The organism is Paenibacillus sp. plas6, from assembly GCF_057221655.1.
On record NZ_CM170151.1, the window covers coordinates 2,999,334 to 3,014,316 of the forward strand.

Below are 14,983 nucleotides of genomic sequence, written 5' to 3' on the forward strand. Positions count from 1 at the left end.
AAGACGCTCCTCTAATTTTAATCTAAGGATAGTATTAGATTGTAAATAAAAGCGCAAGAGATGGGAATCCCTTGCGCTTTTATTTAATTTATTAGATTACAGTACTTGCTCTAGGAAGCGGGCAGCACGCTCGCTGCTCGGATTATTGAAAAATTGCTCAGGCGGAGCTGCTTCAAGCAGCTGTCCTTGATCAAGAAAATAAATAGTGTCTGCTGCTTCACGAGCAAATTTCATTTCATGTGTTACAATTAGCATTGTCATTCCTGATTGTGCTAAATCTTTAATGACGTTAAGCACCTCTTTAACCATTTCAGGGTCAAGCGCAGAAGTCGGTTCATCAAATAGCATAATGTCTGGTTCCATTGCAAGTGAACGAGCAATCGCCACACGTTGCTTCTGACCGCCAGATAGTTTGGAAGGATAGACATTAGCTTTATCCTTTAGTCCGACTTTTTCCAATAGCTCTAACGCTTTTTGTTTCGCTTGCTCAAGCGGAATTCCTTTTACAGTTGTCGGTGCAAACGTAATATTCTCTAGCACCGTCATATGCGGGAACAGGTGAAAATGTTGAAACACCATCCCGATATGCTGGCGAATACGAGCAATATCTGCCTTTGGAGATGTAATTTCATCATTGCCGATCACAATTTTTCCGCTTGTCGGCACCTCTAGCAGATTAAGACAGCGTAAAAAGGTTGATTTACCGCTGCCTGAAGGTCCGATAATAGCTACAACCTCACCTTTTGCAACTGATGTTGAAATTCCTTTGAGCACTTGATGCTTACCATAGGATTTCGTAAGATTTTCTACCTTAATCACCACGGCGTAATCTCCTTTCTAGCGTACGAGCTAAAGTTGTCAATATAAGCACTAGTACGTAGTAGATTGCTGCTACTAGCAACAGTACCTCAAAGGAACGGAATGTATCTGCTCGTACAACATCAGCACGTCGCATTAGATCAGTAACACCAATTACTGAAACGAGTGAAGATTCCTTAATTAGGGCAACAACCTCATTTACTAACGCAGGCAAAATGTTACGCAGTGCTTGCGGGAAAATAATTGAAACCATCATTTTAGAGTAAGGAACCCCTAGTGCCATTGCGGCCTCCTGCTGTCCTTTATCTACAGCCATAATCCCTGCACGGATCGTTTCAGATAAGTAGGCTGCGGAGTTCAAACCAAATGCTAGTCCTGCGGCAAGCAAAGCTGGAATTTTAAATCCTGTTAACTGCGGGGTAGCGTAATAAATTAAAGTAAGCTGCACTAACAATGGTGTTCCGCGGAATACCGAAGTATAGGCGGTAGCAAACCATTTTAGCGGCTTAATATTTGAAATTTTAAATAACGATAAGATGCTCCCTAAAATTAAACCGAGAAGAGCTGAAACAAGGGTAAACAGTAATGTTACGCCAATCCCTTTTAGAATATAAGGAACGTAACCTTCAAGCACTGAAAAGTCGATAATTTTACCGTTTGCCTTATTTTTTTCAGCCTCTGGGAACCATTTTTTCTTAAGCTCGTCCAACTTGCCATTTTCCTTCATTTGGGCAATGACTTTATTAAATTCATCAACGTACGGTGAGCCTTTCGGAAATGCAATTGCATAACCGTCGTCAGACTCATCGGCTGGCAAGAAGCTTAATGAAAGACCTGGTGAAGAATTGCTCATTTCAATGGCAACGGCATCCTCAACAATCGCTGCATCAATACGATTAGAGTTAATCTCATTAATAAGGTCAGCAATTTTGTTAAGCTTGCGTATTTCTTTAGCATTCTCAACCTGATTTGCGACGGCTTCTTGAACAGAGCCTAGCTGAGCACCTACCACTTTACCTGAAAGATCCTCGAGTGTTTGGTAGCTAAACTCCTCTTTAGACACAATCGTGTTACGAGCAAAGTAATAAGGTTCGGAGAAATCGACGCTTTTTTTCCGTTCCTCTGTTGCTGACATGCCTGACATAACAAAGTCGACACGTCCAGTCTGCAAGGCGGCGATTAGACCGCTAAAATCAATACTTTCAATTTGTAACTCGTAACCAAGTTCGCCAAGTATATATTTGGCAATATCAATGTCAAGCCCGATAATTTCCCCACCGTTTTTGGCATCTACATTTTCATAAGGTGGAAAATCAGGCGATGTTCCCATAATCAATGTTTGCTTTGGTTGCTCGGCAGTCTCCTGTGCAGCAATGCTTGACACTGGCCCGAATAAAGCAATTAGAAGCACCAAAGCAAGCAGGGAAACATAAAATAACCTATGCTTGTTCATATTGTCCTTCCTTTACCAGTTTATTAACTAATCAATTATAGGAAGAATCCAACGTAATGTAAATGGTAAATTTAGTTATTTAAGGGTACAGGGCAGGCTTAAGCAAAGGGGACGATCAAGATGGTAAAGGACAGACTGATTATGACTTTAGCACTTTTGATAGTGCTTGTTACATTCGCTGTGTATGGTTTACATCAGTGGTTTGTCGTACATCATTCTCAGCTCCATGTTGCTCAGAATCGCCTTGGCGTGCTTATTGCAGTATTATTTCCAGCACTGCTATCCAGTATTACGGTATATTTGAGCCGCAAACAGGGTCAAGAGAGTATTGTGGCTTGGCTTAATATGCTAACCATGACCTGTTCAAGCATGGCGATGATTGCCGCAGGCTATGGCATGATCGAATATCATTTTTCTATTTTTATGGTGCTTGCTATCGTCAGCTATTATGAAAATATTAAAATGATAATGGTGATGAGTGCTATATTTCTAGTTCAGCATCTAGCTGGTTATTTTTATTTAACGGAATATGTATTTGGCATGGCTAAAGGTACGTACAGTTTTACGATGCTGCTGTACCATGCCTTGTTTTTGCTTGGTACGGCAGGAGCGCTATGCTGGCAAATTCGTCATAAGCGCACGTTACGCCAGCAATTACAGTCAACAAGGTCAGAGCAGTTAATGCTAGAAGAATTATTCTCCCAAATGAAGCAAAACTCTCTCCAGCTTGCGGCAGTATCAATTAAGCTTAATCAAATGTACGGCTATGCGCAAGGGGAGTTGAATAACATAGCAGCTGCCATTCAAGGTATGGCGGATCATGCACAGCACAATAGTGAGCTGACAAGCAATACGGCAGCGGCTGTGATTGGAATTAGTGAGAGCTTGCAGCAGATATCCAATGCTAACCTAGAGGTAGTTGAAGGAGCACAGCAAATGTCTAGTAAAGCTTTTGCTGGAAAGCAACTGATGCAGCGTACATTGGAGCAGTTGCAAAAACTTCAGCTTCAATGCGAAAACTATATGAACGTAGTTGGTGAGCTTCATCATCATGCTGGCAAATTGCAGCAGGTGGCGAAACTTATTCGTTATATTTCAAAGCAGACTCGAATGCTAGCATTGAATGCGAGTATTGAAGCAGCTAGAGGAGACGGACAAGGCAAAGGCTTTGCGGTTGTCGCCTCAGAAATCGGAAAGCTGGCAATGCAAAGCAATCAGGCTGCTGGTCAAATTACTGTACTGGCAGCGGATATTGAGCTGAAATCCGAGCATGTTGTCAGCGACATGCGTGAATTAAGGAAGCGGGTAGCTGAAAGTGTTAATGACAGCGAGGAAATGATGCATCTGTTAGAGGATATTAGCAAACTCATTACGCACTCAACAGAACAATTTGAGCTTGTTGCACAATATACTTCAACAATTGCAGCTAACACTGTGCAGGGAAATGCTGAGATTATTGAGCTTAAGCATAATGCAAATAACATTCGAAAGAAAGCTGAAGAGACCGCACATGCCACCTCACGTCAGCTTGAGCTAAATGCAGAGCTTGAGCCGCTTATTATTGAATTAAATGAAATTGCTGAGGATTTAAAGAAGTAAGCGAGTAATGTTTATGAGAATCTATGTAGAAGTGTCAAGCAGATAACGCTTGGCACTTTTTTCATAAGTTGCTGCCGATCACTTTAACTTGCTATAATTTTTGTATTGACGTTTTTTGTGAACATTAGGTCATGCAAGTAAGTGATGGACAAAATGACAATAGAAAGAAGGATTGCGAGATGCTCCAGTTAATGCGCTATTTAAAGCCGCACAGGTTAACGATTGTCTTTATTATTGTGCTCATCCTTATGCAATCATTAGCTGATTTGTATTTGCCTACGTTAATGTCTGACATTGTCAATAACGGCATTGTGCAGCGAGATACGGGGTACATATGGAAAATGGGAGGCTTTATGCTGGCAGTATCGATTTTCGGTACGTTTGTTGCCATTTTAGCAAGTTTATATGCCTCCAAAGTATCATCCGCATTTGGCAAGGTGATACGTTATGATATGTTTAGTAAAGTAGAGAGTTTTTCTGTGCAGGAGTTTGACAAGCTTGGTACAGCTTCACTGATTACACGCACGACAAATGATATTAATCAGGTGCAGCAAGTAATCCTTATGATTTTGCGAATGATGGTTATGGCGCCGCTAATGTGCATTGGCGGTATCATTATGGCTTTATATAAAGATGCCAAACTTTCATTAGTACTGCTAGTTGTCATTCCTATTCTTGTGCTAGCAATTGTTCTTATATCTCGTGTAGCAATGCCTTACTTTAAAATAATGCAGAAGAAATTAGATAAAATAAATTTAGTGTTGCGTGAAGGGTTAACAGGTATTCGCGTCATTCGCGCCTTTAACCGTACAAGCTATGAGGCGGAACGTTTTACTGAAGCAAATAAAGATGTAATGAACACGGCAGTTAAGGTCAATCAAATTATGGCATTTATGATGCCGTTAATGATGTTGCTAATGAATTTATGCGTTATTGCGATTGTTTGGTTTGGCAGTTTCCGTATTGATATGGGAGATATGATGATCGGCGATCTTATGGCATTTATTCAATATGCGATGCAAATTATGTTTTCCTTATTATTGATGTCGATGATGTTCGTTATGATTCCCCGCGCACAGGCTTCGGCTGTACGAATAAACGAGGTGCTAAACACAGAGCTATCTGTTCAGGATAAATCTACAGAGCATACTGCGGTTATTCACAATGCTGCTTCGGACATGGAAGATAGTCAATCCCGATACAGTGAGCCGTATGAGGAACAGGGAGCAGATCGTGATGTGATTTTATCATTTGAAAATGTGAGCTATACCTATCCAGGTGCAGAGAAGCCTGCGGTTAGTCAGCTTTCCTTCCAATGTCGCAGCGGTGAAGTAACTGCGATAATTGGTGGAACAGGCTCTGGTAAGTCAACGATCATTCAGCTTATCGAACGTTTTTTTGATTGCAATGAAGGCAATATCACATTCAAAAACAAAGAGCTTCGCGATTGGGAAATTCATAAACTTCGCAGTCAAATTGCCCTTGTCCCGCAAAAATCTATTATTTTTAGCGGCACGATTGCTGACAATATTCGTTACGGCAAGGAAGATGCAACGGACGAGGAGGTTAAGCAGGCGGCAACTGTGGCACAGGCACTGCCTTTCATTGAGCGAATGGAGCAAGGCTTTGACACTTTGCTGGCGCAAGGAGGCAGCAATATTTCAGGCGGGCAGAAGCAACGTTTGTCAATTGCTCGAGCCTTGGTGCGTAAACCCGATCTTTATTTATTCGATGATAGCTTTTCTGCGCTTGATTATAAGACCGATGCAGCGTTACGCGCTGCTTTGAAGGACTATGTGCAAGATGCAGCAATGATTATTGTTGCTCAACGTGTAAGCACGGTAATGAATGCAGAGCAAATCATCGTGTTGGATGAAGGTCAAATTGTTGGCAAAGGGACGCATCAACAATTGCTGCAAACCTGCGATGTCTATCGCGAAATTGTTCAATCTCAGCTATCAGAGGAGGAAAGCGCATGAGCAGACATCCTGGACATGGAAAAGAGCATAAACGACCTCCTTCTGGGCCAGGCTTTGGCGGTCATCATGGACCACCAGGAATGATGCCAGGAGCTAAGCCTAAAAATTTCAAAGCAACGCTCAGTCGTTTGCTAGTATATCTTAAGCCGTATCGCTTGCGCCTGTTTATCGTTTTTATCACGGCCATACTAAGTACGTTATTTTCCATTATTAGTCCGCGAGTATTAGGGAATGCCACTGACGTATTGTTAGCAGGCTGGCAGGATAAGTTTCAAGGTTTGCCTGGAGCAGCGATCGATTTTAAACAAATTGCCTTTATTTTAGCGATTCTTGCTATGCTGTACGTCTTTAGCTCGTTATTTGCCCTGCTGCAGCAATATTTAATGGCTACCGTAGCGCAGAAGGTTGTCTACCAAATTAGAGAGGATGTTAATGCAAAGCTTGGCAAGCTGCCGTTAAAGTTTTTTGATTCACGCTCAAACGGAGATGTTCTAAGCCGTATAGTCAATGACGTTGATAATGTTGCTAATACGTTACAACAAAGCTTAACCCAGATGATTACGTCTATTGTGACACTTGTCGGAATCATTATTATGATGTTAATGATTAGTCCGCTATTGACGTTAATATTAGTGTTAACACTGCCATTAAGCTTCATTGTTGTGGCGGGCATTGCTAAGCAATCACAGCGACATTTTAAAAATCAACAGGATCAGCTGGGCAGACTTAACGGTCATGTTGAAGAAATGTTTACTGGGCATACGATTGTAAAAGCATTTGGCCGCGAGCAGAGATCAATTGAGCAGTTTACGGAAATGAATGATAAACTATACGAATCAAGTTGGAAGGCACAATTTATTTCAGGTATTATGATGCCGCTAATGGGCTTTATCGGTAATATTGGCTACGTACTTATTTGTGTAGTTGGTGGCGTTCAAATGATTAAAAATGTGATTAGCGTTGGCGATATTCAAGCCTTTCTGCAATATGCGCGGCAATTTACTCAACCGATTACACAAACGGCTAACATTGCTAATATTATTCAATCGACGATCGCTTCGGCAGAGCGGGTATTTGAAATTATGGATGAAGAGGAAGAAGTCGAAAATGCAGATGCCAGCGAGCAGCTTACAAATCCGCAGGGCAATGTTAGCTTTCAGCATGTGAAGTTTGGCTATTCAGACGACAAGCTGTTAATGCAGGATATGAATTTGCATGTGAACAGCGGACAGACCATTGCAATTGTTGGACCTACAGGTGCGGGGAAAACAACGCTCGTCAATTTATTAATGCGCTTTTATAATATTCAAGGCGGGCAAATTACAATTGATGGTGTGCCAATTGATAAGTTAAAACGCTCATATGTGAGATCCCTATTTGGCATGGTATTGCAGGATACATGGTTGTTCAATGGAACAATTCGTGACAATATCGCTTACGGTCGAGCAGGTGCAACGGATGATGAGATTATCGCCGCTGCTAAGGCTGCTCATGCGGATCATTTTATTCGCACGCTGCCAGAGGGGTATCAAACAGTGTTAAATGAGGAAGCTTCTAACATTTCTGCTGGACAGAAGCAACTATTAACGATTGCAAGGGCAATTTTGGCAGATCCGCCAATGCTTATACTGGATGAAGCTACTAGCAGTGTCGATACACGCACAGAGCTGCATATTCAGCAGGCGATGAACAACTTAATGCAAGGACGCACCAGCTTTGTTATTGCTCATCGTCTCTCTACGATTAAAGATGCCGACCTTATTTTAGTAATGAACCAAGGTACAATCATCGAGCAAGGCACTCATGATGATCTGCTAGCAGCGGGTGGCTTCTATGCTGAACTTTATCACAGTCAATTTGCGAATGGTGGAGCGACTGAAGTGGAGCTTGAAGAGGTTAATGGAATAAGCTAATTTGGTTGCAGAGATTTTTTAGACGGGAGATAAATCATGTATGATATTGAGATGAATTTAGTTGCTGATTGGATTTCGATTGTTAGGGAAGTGTTTCGCGGCAGTGGGTATGTATTAGAGGACGAGCTTACGGAGCAGGATATTGCAGAAATTTATTTTCTGCAAACATTACCTGAACAGGAGGCCGTTGCATTAGCATCGGAAACGCTGCGACGTTTAAGAGAAATGGAAGAAATCATTCTGGACAATATGGCTTCGATTATCGTTCCAGATATTCGTAAACGAACAGGTTATGAAGGCAATAAGTTTCACTTTAGCTGGGTATACGATCAAGGGGAGCATATTATCGAAACATATTCGGAATATCGTATCCCATTAAATGCAGGACAATCATAAAAACAGAGAAGTATCAGATAATTTGTCTGATGCTTCTTTTTTATAATCTTTCAAGCAGTGAAAAACTTGCGTATTTGAAAAAAGCGCCTTTAATGTCCAGGGTCTCGCAATAACAAGACGACCTCGGCATTAAAAGCGCTAGAAGTGACATTTAGGTGTGGAATACTAAGAAGCTTATTAATGTAAGTTGAGCTCCAGCGTAACTGGACAATGGTCACTGCCCATCACATGGTCTTCAATCGTTGCAGCTGCAATATACTCTTTCAATTGCTCAGAAACAAGAAAGTAGTCAATACGCCAGCCAATATTCCGCTCGCGTACCTTTGGCATAAACGACCACCAAGTAAACTTGTCTTGCATTTCTGGGTAAAGGTAACGGAAGCTATCTATAAAGCCGCGCTTTTGCAGGGTAGTCATACAGCTCCGCTCCTCGTAAGTAAAGCCCGAATTTCCAATATTGGATTTTGCATTTTTAACATCTATATCAAGATGGGCAACGTTTAGGTCGCCGCAAATGATAACGGGCTTACTTTCATTAAGCTTGGATACGTAATCGGCAAAGCGCTTTTCCCATTCTAAACGATAAGGAAGTCGCGATAAATCACGCTTCGCATTAGGTGTATAGACGGTCACTAAATAAAAGTCCTCGTATTCCAAGGTAATAATCCGTCCTTCAGGCTCACTGTTTTCTTCAAGCCCGTACCAGACAGAAAGCGGTTTATGCTTAGTAAAAATGGCTGTTCCAGAATAACCTTTTTTCTCAGCATAATTCCAATATTGTTCATATTGCTCGCCAAGATCTAATTGAATTTGACCTTCCTGAAGCTTAATTTCTTGCAGGCAAAAAAAGTCTGCATCAAATTGCTGAAATTGCTCGATAAAGCCTTTTGTGATACAAGCCCGCAGACCATTGACATTCCATGATACAAATTTTAATCTATCGTTCATTCTAAGTTCCTTTACAAGATTTAGTAATAGTAGTTGTTAGCCTCGGCAAACAATATAACCGCAAAGATAATGAAAGCAAAAATAATGAGATAAAGTGCTGTACCGATAATACTTGTAACAAGTCCGCCGATTGCTAATCCTTTCCCATCCTCATGTGTTCTCTTAATCTCTTTCAATGAAATGGCATTAACAATAATACCCGCAATTCCAATAAAAAATCCAAGATAAGGGATAACTATTGCCGCGATACCAAGTATAAGACCGACGATTGATTTAGTATTTGTTTTCCGCTGAGGGTTAACAGGCGGCTGGAATCCGTATCCTCCAGTTGGCGGTGGAGGTGGAGGAGGATATTGTCCATATTGCGATTGTTGTCCGGCAGCTTGTTGATAATTGGGATAAGCTCCTCCAAAATTAGGTTGCTGGTAGGAAGACTGTTGATTGAAACTTCCTTGTCCGTTATGATATGGCTGTCCATATTGGTTATAGTTATTTTCGCTTGATGAGTAATTAGGTTGCTGCTGGTTATATTGATAGGATGCAGTTTGATCTTGAGCTGGAGTTTGCAGTTGAGATGAATCATTGGTACTATTACTAGATTGATTATTATTTTGATCAGAAGAGAATTGGTTCTGATCATTTGAACCATCATATTTTGAATGCTCGCTCATTATATTCCTCCTCAAACATTTCATGTTATTTAATGATAACAAAGAATTACAACTTCAACAATGTACTACTTGTAAGCAGGTGCATTATTGATTTGCAATGATATGGGCAGGATAGAAAAGAAGGAGTATTATTAATTTATTTATGGATTGGGTAAAGAAAGACGGAGTGATGAAATGAAACAGATTTTACGATGGATTAAAGTGAATTCAACCTTATTGCTACACCTTGCATTACTAGCTAAACTGCTATTATTTCGCATTGTTGTATTGCAAACTTTTACATTTGCAGGGATAGTTTCTGATATCGGGGCAATCGGCTTGCTGATGGCATTACCGGCATGTTTTGTAACTGGCAAATGGCGCAAAGCTTTGCAAGTCATTGTTGCTCTGCTTATAGCTACTATATGGTTTGCTGCAGCAATATATAATAGCTATTATGGTGCAATTCCTACTTTTTACACATTATCCAGCTTAAATCAAGTTGGTCAAATATCTGAAAGTATAACAGCGTCAATTGAACCGTATATGTTGCTATTTTTTATTGATTTTCCAATTCTTGCGTTAGGACAATTAGTAAGAGAGGAACGCAGACCATTATATGTGATCTCTTACGGCAAAAAGCAGGAAGTGTGGAAAGCAAGAGTTATGCCGCTTATTGTTGTGCTGTTGTCGATAGTTCTTGTGATTAGCAGTTTATTTACAAGCAAACATATTGAAAACAGTCATGCTCTTGCTAAACGCTTAGGCGTGCTAACTTACCAGCTTGCAGTTAGTCGAAATCTTGAAGGAAGTCAGCAACAAGAGCTGACAAGCGAGGAGCGGGAGAGCATACGCAATGAACTGCAGCAATGGTTTGCTGAGCAAGATAAGCCCGAGCATGCCCTTTATCATGGGGTAGCTGCAGATCATAATCTGATCGTTATCCAAGTAGAAGCGATGCAAAATTTTGTGATCGGTCTAGAGTTGGATGGTCAGGAGATTACACCATTTCTAAATCAATTTGTTAAAGACAGCTTTTATTTTTCAAATGTTTATTCACAAATTGCTGAAGGTAACACTTCAGATGCTGAATTTATGATGAATGCAGGAGCTTATCCCAATGCTGTGCAGGCTACCAGTAAGTTGATTACTGGAAAAGTCATCCCTAGCTTGCCGAGATTGCTAGCTGAATATGACTATGCATCGTTTACCTTTCATGTAAATGATGTTACCTTCTGGAATCGCAATGAGCTTTATCCTGCACTTGGATTTACGAAATATTTTGACCGTGCTAGCTTTACAAACGATCATTTTAATAGCTTTGGTGCATCAGATGAACAGCTTTATAAAACGGCGCTTGAGGAGCTAGAGCAATTACAAGCGAATAATGAAAAATTTTATGCTCAGCTTGTTACAGTATCGAGTCATCATCCTTTTAAAATTCCAGAGCAATATCAGGAGCTTAAGTTACCTGATGAGTTAGTGGATACCCAGCTAGGACATTATTTGCAAGCTATGCACTATACCGATAAAAAAATTGGTGAATTTGTCGAGCAACTTAAGCAAAAGGGAATTTTTCAAAATAGTGTTCTTGCTATTTATGGGGATCATTTTGGCTTACAACCGAAGGATAATGATGCTGCCTGGGTTAGTCAGCAGCTAGGTATTGACTACCATGAAGTGATTTCTCGTATGAATATACCGTTTATTGTTTCAGTGCCTGGCGTGGAAGGAGAAGAAATTAAACAAGTTGGCGGACAACTAGATATGTTGCCAACGATATTGAATTTACTCGGGATCTCTGAAAAAGACTCTAATCTCCTTTTGTTCGGCTCAGATCTATTGAATAGTTCGACGAATACAATAGGATTTCGCTATTATTTGCCGACAGGAAGCTTTATGAATGACGAGCTATTATTTATACCAGGGACAGGTTTTAGCGATGGAAAGGCGATATCATTAGCTACCCATCAGGAAGTAGAACGAACAGAGGAGCTAAGAGAAGACTACAATTATGTGCTTGAGCTGTTATCTATGTCGGACTTATATCTTTCAAGCTTTGAAAAGCGAAATTAAAATTTAAGATAAACTTAAGAAAATGGAAGAACTTCTTATAATTTTCTTAATATGGAACATTTACCTTAGAATTTACGTCATAAGTAAACGTAGAAAATCTAAGGGGTGTAAATTAAATGAACAAATGGATAAAGACAGGCCTTGCTGTATCTATTTCAGCATCGCTGCTAACAGGCTGTAGCTTTGGAAAAAGTGAAAGTACTACAGAACAAGCAAAGACACTAAAGGTAATGTTTTATGACGAATCTTATTTCTATTCAAAATACGGCATGCTGTACAGTGCTTTGTATCCAAATGTTGAATTGGAAATTGTGCCGACAAACAACTTATATCGCGAAGCAACAGAAGAAAAGAGCTACGAGGATTTGCTAAAAGAGCTTATCGAGCAAGAAAATCCTGATATTTTAATGCTTAATCCTACAGCATATACTTTGCTAGGTGAAGAAGGCAAGCTGTATGATATTGAGAACTTTGTCAATGAAGAGAAATATAACGCTGCAGGACTTGCACCAGGCATTATTGATGCGATGAAGGCGTATGGCAACGGTAAACTGTATGGATTGCCAACCAGTTTCTCCAGCCAAGTTATATACTACAACAAAGATTTATTTGATAAGTACAATGTACCATATCCAACAGACCAAATGACCTGGGCTGAAGTGATTGAGCTTGCTAAAATGTTCCCGACCGAGGGAGATCCAATGGAGCGCGTATATGGTTTGCAAATTGGTTGGAGCAGGGATCTATACCAGATTGTTGACGCATTAGCACGAGGCGAAAACTTGCAAATGTTTAATCCTGATACTTTACAAATGACGATCGATACGCCAGCATGGAATGAACTGACTGAAATGGCTGTATCTATTATGAACTCAAACTTTTTGTACTTTGAAAGTGATATGAATAATGACGATGTGAGAGTTTATAATATGGACTACTATTCGAGTGACCCATTTTTTGCTGGTCGCTTAGCGATGAAATTAGAGAGTAGCTATTTAATACATCAGCTGGAAAATCTAGATCTTTATACGCAAAATCCAGATGACTTAATTCAAAACTGGGATATCGTAACTGGCCCAGTAAGTTCTGACAACCGTGAGGAATCTCAATATACGTTCTACTATGACATATTTGCAATTAATAATTCCTCAGCCAATATTGAAGCAGCATGGGACTTTATTTCCTATGTTACGGGTGATGACTATGCTCGCGTCAAATCTAAAGCAACTTATGGCGATTTACCACTAAGAACTGCATACTTGCCGAAAAAAAATGAGCGTAACTATGAAGCATTTTATAAAATTCGTCCTTCATTACAAACTTTGATTTTCGATAGCAAAAAAATTCCGCTAACTTTCCAAAATGAATTTTATATGGTTATGCAAACCGAGCTAAGCAAAGTGGTGTCAGACGAAGCCACAGTTGCAGAAGCGTTGTCTGCAATACAAATCAAAGGCAATGAATTATTATCGCAGCCTGTAGAAACAAGTGAGGAAAAGAAGCTAGATGAGGGTGAAGGCGACGTGTCTATTAATGCTGGTGAAGGGGAAGTAACAGAAGAAACAGGGAATAATTAAGATATATAGAGAAAGATTAGAGGGGCTGCCTAAAAGTCAGTGCAACGACTTAGGGCAGCCCCTTTCGTTTTTATGAAAACTGAAAAAATGTAGAAAAATGGAACTTTTTCCTTATAATCTACGTTGTAGATGAATGTAGAACATGCTGGAGGTGTAAATTAAATGAGCAAATGGATAAAAACATGTCTTACTGTTTGTATCTCAGCAACGCTGGTTACAGGATGTAGTATTGGCAAAAGTGAAAGCAATAATGATAAACCAACAACACTGAAAGTAATGTATTATGATGAATCTGGTTTTTATTCAGAATACGGCATGCTATATAGTGCTTTGCATCCGAATGTAGATATTGAAATTGTCTCCACTAACAATTTGTATCGAGAGGGAACAGAAGATAAACCGTACGAGGTGTTATTACAGGAGTTAATTGAAAAGGAAAATCCTGATGTCTTAATGCTTTCTCCATTTGTACTAGCTTCCTTGAGCGAGGAAGGCAAACTGTATGATATTGAGAGCTTTGTCAATGAAGAGAAATATAACGCTGCAGGACTTGCACCAGGCATTATTGATGCGATGAAGGCGTATGGCAACGGTAAATTGTACGGATTGCCAACCAGCTTCTCCAGCCAAGTTATATACTACAACAAAGATTTATTTGATAAGTACAATGTACCTTATCCAACAGACCAAATGACCTGGGCTGAAGTTATCGAACTTGCTAAGATGTTTCCGAGCGAAGGAGGGGCTAAGGATCGTGTATACGGCTTAAAGCTTTCTTGGGGCAAGGAACTTCATGAAATTGTTTATACATTATCACAAGGCGATAATTTGCAAATGTATAATCCAGACACGTTACAGATGACGATTGATACGCCAGCGTGGAATGCATTAGTTGAAACTGCACAGTCTGTAATGAACTCAAATGCTTTATTATTTGAAAATTATTTGGACGACGATGATATGAATTATGAGAGAGATTGGTATTCCAGTGATCCTTTTTATGCTGGTCGCTTAGCGATGAAATTGGATGGTAGTTATTTAGTGAATGAGCTGCTTAATCTAAAAAACTATGCACGAAATCCAGAAGACTTAATTCAAAATTGGGACATTGTAACAGGACCGGTAAGTGCTAGTAACCCTGAGGAATCCAACTATATCAATTACTATGATATTGTTGCCATTAATAACTCATCAGCGAATATTGAAGCTGCATGGGACTTTATTTCCTATATTACTGGTGATGATTATGCTCGTGTAAGGTCAAAAGTAATTACAGGTAATCTTCCATTAAGAACTGCGTTTTTGTCGAAAAAAGATGAACGCAATTATGATGCATTTTATAAAGTTCGTCCTTCCATTCAAGATATAAATGTTGACTATGAAAAAATTCCGCAAGTGTTCCAATATGAGTTTTACGATATGTTTCGCGCAGAGCTAAACAAGATAGTATCAGGCGAAGCCACGATTGCGGAGGCACTGTCTACCTTGCAAATTAAAGGGAATGAATTGTTGTCGCAACCTGTAATGACAGAGGAGGAAATAGAACAGTATTGGAACGAGAAAAACAGTTAAG

Annotated in this window: 11 protein-coding genes; 7 read left to right on the forward strand and 4 right to left on the reverse strand. The window is 40.0% G+C overall.

All coding sequences use genetic code 11. The features are described 5' to 3' along the window. Window positions 1-96: 96 nt before the first annotated feature. Both AC2TDL_RS13400 and AC2TDL_RS13405 read right to left on the reverse strand, forming a co-directional pair. Window positions 97-819, reverse strand: coding sequence for an amino acid ABC transporter ATP-binding protein (locus AC2TDL_RS13400; RefSeq protein WP_484696590.1), 723 nt, complete (start codon window positions 817-819; stop codon window positions 97-99). Further along, on the reverse strand, window positions 812-2,272 hold the full coding sequence (locus AC2TDL_RS13405; protein WP_484696591.1) for an ABC transporter substrate-binding protein/permease: 1,461 nt from the start codon (window positions 2,270-2,272) through the stop codon (window positions 812-814). The genes AC2TDL_RS13400 and AC2TDL_RS13405 overlap by 8 nt, the downstream gene beginning before the upstream one ends. Window positions 2,273-2,392: 120 nt before the next feature. On the opposite strand from AC2TDL_RS13405, the gene AC2TDL_RS13410 reads away from it, so the two are divergent. From AC2TDL_RS13410 to AC2TDL_RS13425, 4 genes are all read left to right on the forward strand, one after another. After that, on the forward strand, window positions 2,393-3,871 hold the full coding sequence (locus tag AC2TDL_RS13410; protein WP_484696592.1) for a methyl-accepting chemotaxis protein: 1,479 nt from the start codon (window positions 2,393-2,395) through the stop codon (window positions 3,869-3,871). Window positions 3,872-4,050: 179 nt separating this feature from the next. Continuing rightward, window positions 4,051-5,850 carry an ABC transporter ATP-binding protein gene (locus tag AC2TDL_RS13415; protein ID WP_484696593.1) on the forward strand — a complete coding sequence of 600 codons (1,800 nt, stop codon included), beginning with the start codon at window positions 4,051-4,053 and terminating at the stop codon, window positions 5,848-5,850. Then, window positions 5,847-7,763, forward strand: a complete 1,917-nt coding sequence (locus AC2TDL_RS13420; RefSeq protein ID WP_484696594.1) for an ABC transporter ATP-binding protein — start codon at window positions 5,847-5,849, stop codon at window positions 7,761-7,763. Before AC2TDL_RS13415 ends, AC2TDL_RS13420 begins: the two co-directional genes overlap by 4 nt. A 36-nt stretch (window positions 7,764-7,799) precedes the next feature. Beyond that, window positions 7,800-8,159, forward strand: a complete 360-nt coding sequence (locus AC2TDL_RS13425) for a hypothetical protein (RefSeq protein WP_484696595.1) — start codon at window positions 7,800-7,802, stop codon at window positions 8,157-8,159. Between the two features lie 177 nt (window positions 8,160-8,336). On the opposite strand, the gene AC2TDL_RS13430 is transcribed toward AC2TDL_RS13425, so the two are convergent. Together AC2TDL_RS13430 and AC2TDL_RS13435 are read right to left on the reverse strand one after the other, a co-directional pair. Further along, a complete protein-coding gene (locus AC2TDL_RS13430; protein WP_484696596.1) occupies window positions 8,337-9,107 on the reverse strand; it encodes an exodeoxyribonuclease III in 771 nt (256 codons plus the stop codon). A gap of 20 nt (window positions 9,108-9,127) precedes the next feature. Next, complete coding sequence (locus AC2TDL_RS13435) at window positions 9,128-9,778, reverse strand: DUF4190 domain-containing protein (protein ID WP_484696597.1); 651 nt, start codon at window positions 9,776-9,778, stop codon at window positions 9,128-9,130. 174 nt (window positions 9,779-9,952) lie between these two features. On the opposite strand from AC2TDL_RS13435, the gene AC2TDL_RS13440 reads away from it, so the two are divergent. The 3 genes from AC2TDL_RS13440 (at window position 9,953) to AC2TDL_RS13450 (ending at window position 14,982) form a co-directional block, all read left to right on the forward strand. Next, a complete protein-coding gene (locus AC2TDL_RS13440) occupies window positions 9,953-11,833 on the forward strand; it encodes an LTA synthase family protein (protein ID WP_484696598.1) in 1,881 nt (626 codons plus the stop codon). Window positions 11,834-11,949: 116 nt separating this feature from the next. Further along, window positions 11,950-13,410, forward strand: a complete 1,461-nt coding sequence (locus AC2TDL_RS13445) for an ABC transporter substrate-binding protein (RefSeq protein ID WP_484696599.1) — start codon at window positions 11,950-11,952, stop codon at window positions 13,408-13,410. A gap of 162 nt (window positions 13,411-13,572) precedes the next feature. Continuing rightward, the gene (locus AC2TDL_RS13450) at window positions 13,573-14,982 is read left to right on the forward strand and encodes an ABC transporter substrate-binding protein (protein ID WP_484696600.1); all 1,410 of its coding nucleotides are present in this window, start codon (window positions 13,573-13,575) and stop codon (window positions 14,980-14,982) included. Window position 14,983 lies beyond the last annotated feature (1 nt).